This is a genomic window from Ruegeria sp. BHSC029 (genome assembly GCF_059613085.1).
This window is the reverse complement of record NZ_JBXWRU010000001.1, coordinates 300,985-314,552: the sequence shown is the minus strand read 5'-3', so window position 1 is coordinate 314,552 and position 13,568 is coordinate 300,985. Positions and strand designations below refer to the sequence as shown.

11 protein-coding genes are annotated in these 13,568 nt (G+C 59.6%); 2 read left to right on the top strand and 9 right to left on the bottom strand.

The window, feature by feature from the left end; all coding sequences use genetic code 11:
- Positions 1–48: 48 nt before the first annotated feature.
- The 7 genes from AC2FML_RS01465 to AC2FML_RS01435 form a co-directional block, all read right to left on the bottom strand.
- Entirely contained in the window at positions 49–2,493 is a 2,445-nt protein-coding gene (locus tag AC2FML_RS01465; protein ID WP_496781662.1) for a DUF3772 domain-containing protein, read from the bottom strand.
- Complete coding sequence (locus AC2FML_RS01460) at positions 2,493–3,527, bottom strand: cysteine synthase A (protein ID WP_496781660.1); 1,035 nt, start codon at positions 3,525–3,527, stop codon at positions 2,493–2,495. Before AC2FML_RS01460 ends, AC2FML_RS01465 begins: the two co-directional genes overlap by 1 nt.
- Positions 3,528–3,596: 69 nt before the next feature.
- On the bottom strand, positions 3,597–4,712 hold the full coding sequence (locus tag AC2FML_RS01455) for an NUDIX domain-containing protein (protein ID WP_496781659.1): 1,116 nt from the start codon (positions 4,710–4,712) through the stop codon (positions 3,597–3,599).
- Positions 4,713–4,733: 21 nt separating this feature from the next.
- Complete coding sequence (locus AC2FML_RS01450; RefSeq protein ID WP_496781657.1) at positions 4,734–5,174, bottom strand: TrgA family protein; 441 nt, start codon at positions 5,172–5,174, stop codon at positions 4,734–4,736.
- Between the two features lie 17 nt (positions 5,175–5,191).
- Positions 5,192–6,400, bottom strand: coding sequence for an SAM-dependent methyltransferase (locus AC2FML_RS01445; RefSeq protein WP_170357606.1), 1,209 nt, complete (start codon positions 6,398–6,400; stop codon positions 5,192–5,194).
- A 69-nt stretch (positions 6,401–6,469) separates the two neighbouring features.
- Entirely contained in the window at positions 6,470–7,894 is a 1,425-nt protein-coding gene (locus tag AC2FML_RS01440) for a cryptochrome/photolyase family protein (protein WP_496781655.1), read from the bottom strand.
- 45 nt (positions 7,895–7,939) lie between these two features.
- Positions 7,940–9,166 (bottom strand): aminotransferase class V-fold PLP-dependent enzyme, encoded by a 1,227-nt coding sequence (locus tag AC2FML_RS01435; protein WP_496781653.1) that lies wholly within the window; start codon positions 9,164–9,166, stop codon positions 7,940–7,942.
- Between the two features lie 257 nt (positions 9,167–9,423).
- Here AC2FML_RS01435 and AC2FML_RS01430 point away from each other — a divergent pair, with 257 nt between their 5' ends.
- Positions 9,424–9,807: a VOC family protein gene (locus AC2FML_RS01430; RefSeq protein WP_496781651.1), complete on the top strand. Its 384-nt coding sequence runs from the start codon at positions 9,424–9,426 to the stop codon at positions 9,805–9,807.
- A gap of 50 nt (positions 9,808–9,857) precedes the next feature.
- Here the strand turns inward: AC2FML_RS01430 and AC2FML_RS01425 are convergent, their stop codons facing one another.
- On the bottom strand, positions 9,858–11,444 hold the full coding sequence (locus AC2FML_RS01425) for a BCCT family transporter (RefSeq protein WP_170419163.1): 1,587 nt from the start codon (positions 11,442–11,444) through the stop codon (positions 9,858–9,860).
- 206 nt (positions 11,445–11,650) lie between these two features.
- Complete coding sequence (gene pyrH, locus AC2FML_RS01420; RefSeq protein ID WP_170338945.1) at positions 11,651–12,403, bottom strand: UMP kinase; 753 nt, start codon at positions 12,401–12,403, stop codon at positions 11,651–11,653.
- 98 nt (positions 12,404–12,501) lie between these two features.
- On the opposite strand from pyrH, the gene miaA reads away from it, so the two are divergent.
- On the top strand, positions 12,502–13,398 hold the full coding sequence (gene miaA, locus AC2FML_RS01415) for a tRNA (adenosine(37)-N6)-dimethylallyltransferase MiaA (RefSeq protein ID WP_496781649.1): 897 nt from the start codon (positions 12,502–12,504) through the stop codon (positions 13,396–13,398).
- Positions 13,399–13,568: the final 170 nt, after the last annotated feature.

Genomic DNA, 13,568 nt, shown 5'->3' with positions numbered 1-13,568 from the left:
GTCGCTTCGGTCTCGTCCAGCCGGCGAGATGTTGCTGTAGTCCTCTGACTACAGCTCTTCGCCGTTGTCTGTGTCCATGTCCGCCTCGGTCAGGCCCATCGGCGCCGAGCTTGAGTCGTCGGTTTTCACAGGCTCCTGTTGATCCGGCTGTTCGGGCTTCGCTGCCTTGTTGGCCGGTTGCACCAGAACCTCGGGGTTTCGCAGCCAGAGATCGCGCTGTGCGAATGGAATCTCGATCCCTTCTTCGGTAAAGCGCCGGTTGATTTCGTGGTTCATGTCCGACTTTACGGAAAGCACCCAATTCACGTCACGCAGGATGGCTCTGATTTCGAAATCCAGCGAGTCCGCGCCAAACCCCTGGAACACGACGTTGGGTGCCGGGTTGGCCAAAACCATCGGATGCGCATTCGCGATTTCACCCAGGATCTTCTCGACCTTTCGGGTGTCGGTCCCATAGGCGACGCCAACCGGAACGATGACACGTCCGATGGTATTGCCGCGGGTATAGTTGGTCACCACGCCGCTGATCAGGTCCGAGTTCGGAACGATCACATCGGTCCGGTCAAAGGTTTCCACCCGTGTCGAGCGCACCGAGATGTCGCGCACATAGCCCATCATCCCGTTGACATCGATCCAGTCCCCTTTGGCAATGGGCCGTTCGACCAACAGGATGATGCCCGATACGAAATTCGACACGATTGTCTGCAATCCGAAACCGATGCCTACAGACAACGCACCCGCGACGATCGCCAGTGACGACAGATCAAAACCCGCGACAATGATCGCTGCCAGCGCCGCAAGGAAAATTCCCACATAGCCCGTTCCTGCGACGATCGCGTTCTGCCCCCCCGGATCGATGCTGGTTTTGGGAAGCAACGAGTTACGCAAACCGCTCTGCAGTAGTCTGGTCAGCATGTAACCGATCGCAAATACGGCCGCGAAAGTCAGGAAGTTGCTGGGCGAGATCGTCACGCCGCCGATGTCAAAACCCATCAGAAGCCGGGACCACGCCTCGCGCAGGTCCGAGTCGCGCGCGCCCCAATACAGCGCCAGAATGGGCAACGACAGAATGGCCAGAACGAACCCGACCAGCACCGAGAACAACGAGTCGCTGGCCGCGTCGCCCTGCCCCGTCAGCCAGCCATAGATCGAGCTGATGAACCTCTGGAAGATGACGATGGCCGTTATCAGGACCAGCGTTTTGACCGATGGGAACACGATCGCTTCGGCGGCATTGGTATAGCCAATGGCAGCCAGGACAACGCTTGCGATGCCCAGGAAAAACAGCGCCCGACGGAGCAGCTCGACCAGCTGACTGAACCCGGCCGCCCGTGTCGACTGGCCCTGCTCAGACTCGTCCTCAGAACCTTCGGGGCGGCGGATTTGGCGGATCCGCAGCAGCAACAGGGCTGTCACGAGTATCACCGGGAAGCTGACGACGGCGCGAGTAGCCTCAGAGGTGTTTTCGATCCGTTCGAACAATTGGCCCAGTTCATGCAGGATCAGCATCAGCGCGAGCAGATCCAGATAAACCCGCAGTTCCTTGATCGTATTTGCCGACAGGACTTTGAAACCCCGTTCTTCGCCCATCAAATAGACCTGACGGCCGATCCAGTCGTAAAACAGGATGATCGCGGCCCAATACGGAATTTCCTGGATCAGCAATGTGCCGCGCAACCCCGGCACTCCGGTCATGACCACCGCCTGAACGATGAGGGCAACCCCGAACCACGGCAGGATGATCCGGAACAGCGACACGACGAAAGTCCAAACGCCACGCCCGGAGCCTCCGAACCGCCGCAGATAATCCCCAGCTTTCTCCGACCATGATCGCCCGAACAGCAGCAGGATCGCGGCCACCGCGAGCAGAATACCGATGGCAAGTCCGCTCTCTTTCAGCTTTTCGCGGACAAGGGCCGAACGCATGTTGGCCTTCGTCTCGTTCATCAATGCACGGCCAGCTTCGGTTACGTCCGCCCAGGCAGGCGCCCAATGCGCCGGGTTGAGCGGCGATGGCCCGCGCTCAAGAAACTCTTTCCGCTGCCGTTCACGAATGATCTTGTCGATTTCGCTGATCAGGCCGTTGGCACGGCTATAGGCCTCTTCCGAGATGATCCGCGGCACCTTCAGGCTGTTGAGTTGCTGCTCGAGGTTCTCTCGCAAGCTGGCGATGTCTTCGGGTTCCGAAGATCCGTCATCGGGTTTGGGCCCCAATGCCTTGAGCTGGCTTTCCAGCGTTTGAATGCGATCCGTGTTCGCATTTCGGGCGCGATTGAAGTCGTCCCGATAACCACTTATTTCAGCGCGCAATTTCTCCATCGAAGCATTCGATGCCCGATTGGCTTCGATCACCTTCTCGGCACGCTCGGCGGTGCTGAGCCAACCCTGGTAGTAATCGCTCTGACGGTCGGTCAGCTGCGCCGAGGCTCCGCCTGCGACGCCAAATGCGACCACAAACGCAAATGCCAGCAAAACCAGAAACCGCCGCAGCATCATAGGTCCTCAAAAACACCCGGAATGCTGCGCGGGGCCTCGGTCATCCACTCTGGAACCGGCAATTCTTTTTCACGCAGGAAGTCGGGGTTGAACAGTTTCGACTGGTAGCGCGTGCCATAGTCGCACAACACGGTGACGATGGTGTGACCCGGACCCATTTCCTTGGCCAGCCTCACGGCGCCGGCAATGTTGATTGCGGTGGATCCACCCATGACCAACCCCTCTTCGCGCAGAAGATCGAAGATATAGGGCAACGCTTCGTTGTCCGTAATCTGGTAGGCGTGGTCGGGCTTGAACCCTTCAAGGTTTTTGGTGATGCGGACCTGGCCGATCCCTTCGGCGATCGAGCCACCCTCCATCGCGATTTCACCCGTCGTGTAATAGGAATAGAGACCGGCACCCATCGGATCGGCGATACCGATCTTGACGCCCTTGGGCTGCAAAGCCTCGGCCACACCGGCCAGCGTTCCGCCGGATCCGACCGCGCAGATGAATCCATCGACCTTGCCGTCAGTCTGCTCCCAGATTTCCGGGCCAGTGGTCTCGACATGTGCCTGACGGTTCGCGACGTTGTCGAACTGGTTTGCCCAAATCGCACCATTGGGTTCGGTCTTGGCCAACTGCTCGGCCAGTCGCCGAGAGTAATGCACAAAATTGTTGGGATTCCGGTAAGGTGCAGCGGGAACCTGAACCAGTTGAGCCCCGGCGAGGCGCAGCATGTCCTTCTTCTCTTCGGATTGGGTTTCCGGGATGACGATCACGGTTTTGAACCCCATCGACGCGCCGACCAGCGCCAGACCGATGCCCGTGTTGCCCGCCGTCCCCTCGACAATCGTCCCGCCGGGCTTGAGATCACCGCGCGCAATGGCGTCGCGAATGATGAACAGCGCCGCGCGATCCTTGACCGACTGACCGGGGTTCATGAACTCGGCCTTCCCAAGGATTTCGCACCCGGTTTCTTCGCTGACACGGCGCAGCCGGATCAACGGAGTTTTTCCTACGGCGTCAGCAAGGTCTCGTGCAATGCGCATGGCACCCTCTTGTAAATTGGCGTTTTCGCAGATGTACAGGTGCCCTGCGCCGACCACAAGGCGGGATAGTCATCCCCGCAACCGATCGCGGTTGCGTGCCAACCAATGCGCCAGGGACAATAGAGGAAGGTCCTTGAAGACATGCCGGTCAACCATATCCATGAATTCGGCATATGGCAGAATCCTGCTGCGAATGTCCTCCCCCTCGGTCGCCAAGCCACCATTGTTGATCGAGGCGGTGAGGTCTCCAATCCCAACATAGAGGTGGATGAATTCGGTGGAAGATCCGCTCGAAGAATAGGCGCCACCTGCATATTCGAGCCGCGAGAACGACACCTGCGCCTCCTCCATGGCTTCCCGGTGGGCCGCCTGTTCAGGGGTTTCTCCGGGGTCGATCATGCCGGCGACCGGTTCCCACATCCAAGGCTCGGGGTCATCGATCAAGAATACCGGGGTTCGGAACTGCTCAACCAGAAGGACCGTATCTCGCAGGGGATCATACGGCAGCACCACGACCGCAGCACCCTGCATCAAGCCATTCCTATTGAGAACCGGCCCCATCGACCCATCGTATCGGCGGTGCTGCAGTTCGATTTCTTCCATCCCGAAATAATCGATGTATGCGCGCGTGTGGCGGTGCACGATCACATCATCGCTGACACTGCGACCATCCCCGGTTCTCCGTTGCTGCGCCGCAAGCTTGGCCCACGCCCGGGTACGAATGGCGGAAAAACTGCGCGCGATCCGAGAGGCATAGACCTTGCCGAAATATCCCATGACCTCATCCGCAGCCAAAAGGGTCATCGCACCCCACTCGGACACCCACTTTTCCAACGACCAGGGATCGGCCGGCGTCCATAACCCGGGGGCGGGAAAGAAGACTTGGGCGGAAACGGTCGATCCGCCTTCAAGGACGACCTCTTTGACGTGCAGGTCATAGTCGAACCCACCTTCGTAGAAGGCCAACCGTTTGATGTCTTGCGCAGTTAGGTTCTGCACCAAGATACCCCGTGCCGCTGCGCCGGGCGCCTCAAGGATCATCGGAAAGGCTTGGTCCTGCACCGCGTGAACCGCATGGTCCGGCAGCATCGCCGGCTCGGCCGCAAGATCCTGACCCGAGCGACCCAAAACAAGTTCAAGCAGCGGCAAATACCGCAATGTGCCGTAGAAAAACAGATTGGTCATCGTAGGCTCGTGACTAGGGCGTCAGTTCCAGCGCCGCGAGGCGCCTTCGGTAAACAGGCCGGACAGCAGAGCACCAATCGCCAAGGTCGCGATGATCTCGGGCGAGATCAGTTGCTTACCGAAATCCACACCGATCTGGAAAATGGCCAGCAACGCCTCGAATGGACCGTCATAGCGGTGACGCATCGCAAGCCGGAACATCTCGTACGTGCCCTGAACGAACAGGCTCCAAAACACCAAAGAAACCACTCCGGTCAGGCCGTTGTTGACGGCTGCAGTCCAGCCGCGGCCGGCCCGTTTGCCCATGATGACCCAACCACACAAAAAACCAAGGACCAGGTTCACATAGGTAAAGTAGCCGTAGTCCTTTCCCTCTTCGCCGTTGTCGATGATCATGCCGGACACAAGGAAAGCCACCACCATGAGACTGAGCGCGGCAACAAGACGTGAGGCTGTCGGCATTCCGGTATTTCCGTGTGTTAGTTGGGTTTTGCTACGGTGATCTGTGTCACATCGCAATTGCCCGTGTCAAAGGCTGCGCCGCAGGCGGTCAAATAATAATTCCACATGCGGCGAAAACGCTCATCAAAGCCCATCGCAGCAACCTGGTCCCATTTGTCGTTGAACGTGTCGTACCAGCGCCGCAGGGTCAGGTCATAGCTTGGGCCGAACTCCTTCGACTTGACCACATCCAGACCGGCCTGCTGGATTTCCTGCCTCAGCACCGTCGGGGCCGGCAACATGCCGCCCGGAAAGATGTATTTCTGGATAAAGTCAACACCGTTCTTGTAGACGTCCCAGCGGCGGTCGGCCACTGTTATGATCTGAAGCGTGGCCCGTGCGCCGGGCTTCAGCCGGTCGCGGACCGTTTGAAAATAGACCGGCCAGTACTTTTGCCCAACGGCCTCGAACATCTCGATCGACGCAATGCCGTCATACTGCCCACGCTCGTCGCGATAGTCCTGCAGCTTGAAGGTCACCTTATCGGAAAGCCCAGCTTTTTCTATGCGTTGCGTCGCATACTTCAACTGTTCTTGACTGATGGTCAGGCCTGTGACCCTCAGGTCTCTTTCTTTAGCGGCGTATTCAGCAAAGCCACCCCAACCGCAGCCAATTTCAAGGATGTGGTCGCCCGGCTTTGCTCCCATCTCGTCCACCAGGCTGGCATATTTGGCCGTCTGAGCCTTTTCCAGACTTTCCTGACCGGTTTCGAACAGCGCGCTGGAGTAGGTCATCGTCTCGTCCAGCCAAAGGCTGTAGAAATCATTGCCCAGATCGTAGTGGTACGAAATGTTCTTTTTGGCCTGCTTTCGGTTGTTCCGGTGCAGCCAGAACCGCAGGCGCTCATAGGCCTGAACCAAAAACTTGCCAGTGAAATCATCATACACCGTCTCGGTGCCCAGATGGACAAGATCCATGAAGGCGCGCAGGTCAGGTGTGCTCCACCCACCCTCAAGGTAGGCGTCGGAAAATCCGAGCTCGCCTTCACGGATCAGCCGCGCGAATACATCCGGGTCGTGAATATCAACGCGGGCGACAGGTCCGGGCTTGGCGCCTTCGTTGCGAAAAATGCGCCCGTCCGGCAGCGCGATGTCCAGCCGTCCGGACTCCATTCGCTGCAGCATCTTGAAGACCTGCGAAAAATATCTGGGCAGGCTTTTCTGCCCCTCTGTCGTCGTCAGGATCATCCGCTCTCCCCTGTGCGGTGGTCGGAGCAGGCTAGGACGGGATTCCGTTTCTGGCAAGTTTTCAATTCCTTACTGGTGTTTTCGGCCTTCGTAGGCGGCAAGCGCCCGCTGTCGCCCAACCTTCAGATCAACGACCGGATCAGGATAGGCATCCGTCGGAGACAGTCCCCATGACACCGGCACCGCATCGAAATAGGCAAGCGCCGTCTCGGGTGGGTTCTTTTGTCCTTCGGCCAGCCACCGGCGGACATAGGCGCCCGTGGGGTCAAATTTCTCGGCTTGGGTCTGCGGGTTGAAGATACGAAAGAACGGCGAGGCATCCGGCCCCGACCCGGCAACCCACTGCCACCCCTTGGCGTTCGCTGCCGAATCCCAATCGACCAGACAGTCCGCAAACCAATCCATGCCGATCTTCCAGTGCGTCATCAGGTGCTTGGTCAGGTAGCTGGCGACGATCATGCGGACGCGGTTGTGCATCCGCCCGGTGACATACATCTGCCTTAGGCCCGCATCTATCACCGGTATCCCCGTTCGCGCCATTGTCCAGGCTCGAACCTCGGGGGTGTCGGCGTCGGTGTTCCACGGAAACGTATCCCATTCCGGCTTCCAGTTCGCGCTCAGTAGATGCGGTGTGTGGTACATCAGGTGATATGCGAACTCGCGCCAGACGAGTTGGCGCAAGAAGCCCTCGGCCCCGGATGAACCGGAAAACCCTGCGCTCTGGACCCGGTGCCAGATGGTTGCCGGGCTGATCTCGCCCAACGAAAGGTACTCGGACAGTCCCGATGTGCCGTCATCGCCCAGATCGTCGCGTTTTGCTGGATACGCGTCGAGCCGTTCGGTGAATTCGTCCAGCTGCGCAAATGCGGCGGCCTCGCCCGGTTCGACATGAGCCCGAACGACCGCCGCGCCACGACGCATATCCGCGCCAAGTTTCCAGGTCTCAAGCACGTCCGACTGCGGCCATGATCGGGGTGCCGCGATCCGCGACGGTGCCGGCTTGGGAGCGTCGACCTCTCTCCCGCGCACAGCCCGCCACATGGGTGTAAAAACACGAAACGGCTGACCCGCTTGTGTGGCGACCGTCCATGGCTCGAACAAAAGATGCCCGGCAAAGGACTTGGCGGTTACGCCTTGCGCAGACAACGCAGCCTTTATCTGAGTGTCACGTCCGATGGATTCGGGATCATAGGCCCGCGACCAATAAACATCAGTTGCCCCCGTTTCCCGTATCAGGTCTTCAAGCGCGGCCAGCGCCGGGCCGCTTCGCAGGATCAGCTTGCTGCCCTTGCGCTCGAGGCCGTCAGACAATGCGGCAAGGCCGAGGCCCAGCCGCCATTTCGGAGCCGCGCCCAAGTCATCGACCAGCTGATCGCGCAGGAAAACAGGGATCACAGGTCGCCCTGGCTGCGCGGCCGCAGCCAAAGCCGGATGGTCACTCAGGCGCAGATCACGCCGGAACCACAAAATGATTGGTGACTGCTCTTTGTCCATTTCCGCCCCGTTTTCATATGTCTACGGGGCGGAACTGTTACCGGATCACAAAACCCGGTCAAATGCTTCGAGCAATTGGTCGATCTCGTTTCGCGAGGTGTAGTGGGTGAAACTTACCCGTAGAACACCTTGCCCCAGATCGACACCCATGGCGGTCAGCGGGCGAACCGCATAGAAATCACCACCGCCGGCCATGATGCCGTGTTTGGACAGATCAGCCGCCACGCTTTCCGCGTCGCGGTTGACGGCCAAGGCCACGGTCGGAGCCCGGCGTTCGGCATCGGACGGGCCGATCAGGCGCACCGCGTTGCGATCCTTGAGCGCGTCCAGAACCGGCTGCAGAAGCTCAACTTCGTGCCCACGCATCAGGTCGTGGACAAAAGCACCACGCGCGGAAGCCCCCGAAGATGGGCCGCCGTGGTGGTCGCAGAGTTGTTCGACATAGTCGGCCATGCCGGCGCTGGAGGCAATCTGAGCGTGGTCCGGGCCGGCCGGTGTGAACCGCTTGTACAGCACGTCTCCGTTGAAGAAATGCCCCTGATTGGGCAGCAGCTCGCCCAGCGTGCGCCGGATCACCATGCAGCCCTGATGCGGTCCGTAGGTCTTGTAGGACGAGAACAGGTAGATATCCGGCCCAAGGTCCCCCACGTTCGGGAAGCCGTGCGGTGCGTAGGACACACCATCCACGCAGACAAATGCCCCGGCCGCATGCGCGATCGCCGTGATTTCGGTGACCGGGTTGATCTCGGCGATCACGTTGGAACAGTGGGGAAAGCAAACCAGCCGCACCTTTTCGTCCAGCAGATTTTCCAGATCGGACGGATTCAACGAACCGGTTTCCGGGTCGATTTCCCATTCGCGAACCTCGATGCCGTCCTCGGCAAGGCGCCGCCAGGGCCCCGAGTTGGCTTCATGGTCCTGGTTGGTTACCACGACCGCTTCACCCGGTTTCATCCACTGCCGAAAGGCCTGCGCCAGTACGTAGGTGTTCTGCGTGGTCGAAGGGCCAAAGCTGAGTTCGTCGGTGTCCACGCCCAGCAGAGCCGCCATCCGGACACGTGCCTCATCCATCTCTTCGCCCGCCAGACGGCTGGCCTCGTAGGGCGCATATGGCTGAACCTTGCGCTGGGTATAGAAGCGGGTCAGCCGATCCAGAACGGGTTTGCAGGTATAGGAGCCGCCCGCGTTCTCAAAAAATGCCTGCCCTTTCAGGCTGGGTTCGGAAAAAGCCGGAAACTGCGCCCGAACGAAGTCAATATCCAGAGTGCCCATCGCACAATCCTTCTGTTGTCATGCCCAATGTTCCGAAGTTCCGCCCGCGCATGACACCGGACAACTCCGATACATGGCAGGTCTTCCAGCCAGCCACGGGTATCGCCGCGGCAGTTCGGCCGCCCGCACGAGGATGACGGGACCAAACGCCGTCAGTTAGCCCGGCCAACCCCGCGCGGTCAAGCCGGGCGTCTGATGCCAGCTTCTGTCATCAGCACATGCCAAACTCACGGCACTCAAGACAAGAGAGGTTTCAGATGAGTTATCTTCCAAAGGATTTTCTGGTGTGGAGCGAACTGCCTGTTTCCGACTTGGACAAGGCGGTAGAATTCTATGCCCACGCCACAGGGGCAGAACTTGCGGTCGACACATCCGGCCCGAACCCCATGGCCATGTTCCGCCCCGCTGACCCGGCAACGGGCGTTGCCTTGCATCTGTATCCGGGAAAGCCAGCAAAAGATGGTACCGGCCCGACCCTTCATCTGGCCGCAAAGGGCACGGCTGAAGAGATCATGGCCAGGGTCAAGGTTGCCGGAGGTCAGGTTGTCTCGGATCCGATCCAAATCCCGGCCGGTCGGTTCTTCTATGCGGTCGATCCCGATGGCAATTCGGTCGGCTTCTTCGAAGGCAGTCCGAAATAAATGAAAGGCCCCGGTGATGTAACCGGGGCCCACTGTCAGTGGCGGTACGCTCAGTTGCGTCGGCGTTCGTTCACCAGACCGATGAAGATGGACACGCACATCAAGACCAGCACGATCGCAAAGGGAAAGCCGGTGGCAATGGCCGCGGCCTGCAATGCGCCGAGCCCACCGCCCAGCAGCAGTACGACCGCGATGGCCCCTTCCAGCACGCACCAAAATACGCGCTGAGCCGTCGGAGCGTCGGTCTTGCCGCCCGCCGTGATGGTGTCGATCACCAGCGACCCCGAATCCGAGCTTGTGACGAAGAACACAACCACCAGAACGATACCGACGAACGACAGCAGTCCAGCCATCGGGAAAGCCTCGAACATCTTGAACATCTTCAGTTCCAGCGCCGCATCGGACAGAGCCTGCCCATTGCCGGACATGACCTGATCCAGAGCAGCTCCGCCGAAAACGCTCATCCATAGGGCGCCGACAAGCGTCGGGATCAGGATGACACAGGTCACGAACTCGCGGATCGTTCGGCCGCGCGAGATACGTGCGATGAACATGCCGACGAACGGTGACCAGGAGATCCACCAAGCCCAGTAGAAGGTGGTCCAGCCCTGCATGAAGTTCGTGTCTTCGCGACCGATCCAATTGGACAGGCCCGGCAGCGCAACGACATATTCGATCATGCTGTCGAAGAACCCGGTCAGGATCACCATGGTCGGCCCCACGATCAGGACCAGCAACAAAAGCAGCGCCGCCAGCACCATGTTGGCCTCGGACAGGCGTTTGACACCTTTGTCCAGTCCGGCGATCACCGAAATCAGGGCGAAGACCGTGATCAAGCCGATCAGCAGCACTTTCATCCCGTCCGTCACCGGAACATCAAACAGATAATTCAAACCGGCCAGCGCCTGTGTCGCCCCTAGGCCGAGCGAGGTCGCCAGGCCGAAGATGGTCGCAAAGACCGCAAGCACATCGATGACATGCCCCAGCGGACCCCAAGTGGCCTCGCCGAACAGCGGGTAAAAGACCGAACGCATCGTCAGGGGCAGCCCGCGATTGAAGCTGAAGAATGCCAACGCCAGTGCAACGACCGCATAGATCGCCCAAGGGTGCATGCCCCAATGAAAGATCGTGGCTGCCATCGCCAGCTTCCGCGATGCGTCGGGATCCTCCAGCCCGGCGCCCAACGGTGCCCAGTCGGTGCGCAGGCCGTCCTCTCCCACGGCGACACCGCCAAGTGATGCGCCATAGTGCGAGATCGGCTCGGCCACGCCCCAGAAAACAAGCCCGATCCCCATGCCAGCGGCGAACAGCATCGAGAACCAACCCGCATAGCTGTAGTCCGGTTTCGCATCGTCGCCGCCCAACCTGATCTTGCCCAGCGGCGTCACGATCAATAGCAACGAAAACACAACGAAGATGTTGGCCGAAAGCATGAAAACCCAGTCGAACTGGTTGGTCAGCGCGGGGCGCAACCAGCCGAAGAAGTCGGCAGCCTGCTCGCGGAAAACCAACGAAAAGAAGACGAAGGCGATGATGGTCAGGCCAGACACGGCAAAAACCGGATTATGAATATCCAGCCCCATGATCTGGATATTGTCCTGGCCGACCTCGTAGTCGGCATCTGAATTGTCGGACATTCTCTCTCCTCTCATTTTAATGCGCTTTTGATCGGGGAAAGATCGTTTTTTCGGTCAGCCGCCAGAGACTTTCCGGCGGGCAAAAGCGACACGCATACCGGTCACACCGAGCATTTTCAGCAGACCGGACGGCGTTGCGTTACCTAACGTCCGAACCGAGTCGGGCGCCAGGCAAACTAATGTGGGCTGTTGGGTCGGGCCTTTGGCTAGCCTTGAACCTTGGTATAGGTCCCCTCGCCTGCCAGAATTCCGCGGAACCCGCCGGGCTCGTCCAGTCCGAATACGATCAGCGGCAGATTGTTGTCGCGCGCCAGAGCGATAGCCGAAGCATCCATGACCTTCAAACGCTTGGCGAGAACGTCGTCATAGGTCACCGAGTCATAGCGGACAGCGTCCGAATGTGCCTTGGGGTCCTTGTCGTAGACGCCGTCGACCCCGTTCTTGCCCATGAAGATGGCCTCGCAGGTCATTTCGTTGGCACGCAACGTCGCTGCGGTATCTGTGGTGAAGTACGGGTTGCCGGTTCCAGCCGCAAAGATGCACACCCGTTTCTTTTCCAAGTGGCGCACTGCGCGGCGGCGAATATAGGGCTCGCACACCTCATCCATGCGGATGGCCGAGATCACCCGGGTGAAGACGCCCAGGCCCTCAAGCGCGGATTGCATGGCCAGCGCGTTCATCACGGTCGCCAACATGCCCATGTAGTCGGCCGTGGTCCGTTCCATCCCTTGGGCCGAACCGGACAGGCCGCGAAAGATATTCCCTCCGCCGATGACCATGCAGATCTCGACCCCGAGATCATGCACCGACTTCACCTCCTGCGCGATGCGCTGGACAGTCGGCGGATGCAGCCCGAATCCCTGATCCCCCATCAGCGCCTCGCCCGAGATTTTCAACATGACGCGTTTGTATGTCGTTTTTGGGGTTTCGGCGGTTGTGTTGGTGGAAGAAAGGCTCATGTTGCGCTCCGGGCTGGCACGGGTTTGTTTTCCGGCGCAAAATGAAGCAAAACCACCGCGGGTTCAATGCGGATGGTCAAGGAACAGGGCAAACACTCATGGCTGAAAACACAGCGCGCAATTTGCTGAACAGTCTGCCGCCCATTCCCGACGATCTGCCGGTCCTTATCATGGGGCCGACCGCATCGGGCAAATCAGCCCTTGCGCTGGAGATTGCCGAACACGCGGGCGGGATCATCGTCAATGCCGATGCCAGCCAGGTTTATGACTGCTGGCGCATCATTTCTGCCCGACCCTCGATCGACGAAGAAGCTCGGGCTCCACACGCTCTCTATGGCCATGTCGCTTTTGATCAAGACTATTCGGCCGGCCACTGGCTGCGCGAGGTGCGGGCTATTTTGTCAGGGCCGCCGCGTCCGATCATCGTGGGCGGAACAGGTCTCTACTTTTCGACGCTGACGGAAGGTATGGCAGACATCCCGGCAACGCCGCCCGAGTTGCGCAAGACTGCGGACGCGATCCCCCTGCCCGAGCTTCTGGCCGGGATTGATCCAAGGACACGGGACCGGATCGACACGCGCAACCGCGCCCGTGTGCAACGGGCCTGGGAGGTCGAGCAAGCCACGGGTCGGACCCTGGCGGATTGGCAGGACGACACGCCGCCACCGCTGCTGCCCCTGGATCAAGCGTTTCCGATCGTCGTGACGCCCGAGCGAGACTGGCTGATCACGCGCATCAATTCGCGCTTTGACCAGATGTTGCAGGCGGGTGCCTTGGACGAAGTTGCGGCGATGCGCGACAGATACGACCCGAACCTGCCCTCGTGCAAGGCCATCGGAGTACCTGAATTGATGGCCCATATCGAGGGGCGAATGACCTTGGCGGACGCCCGCGAAAGAGCAACGATTGCGACACGCCAGTACGCCAAACGCCAGCGCACGTGGTGCCGTGCCCGGATGAAGCAATGGCACAACGTCGATCCGAGCCAAGGCTGAGTGAATCACTGACATCGCACCAAAACTTCGTCCGAAGTCATTTATTTTCAGTCACATAAGGGGTTTTAAGCCAAAACCCGTCGGAAAAGGGAATCACAAGTTCCAGAATCAGACTTGCCGATAGCAGCCCCGGCGACCGCGGCTCAGGTTTCTCTGCAAATGTCGTTTTT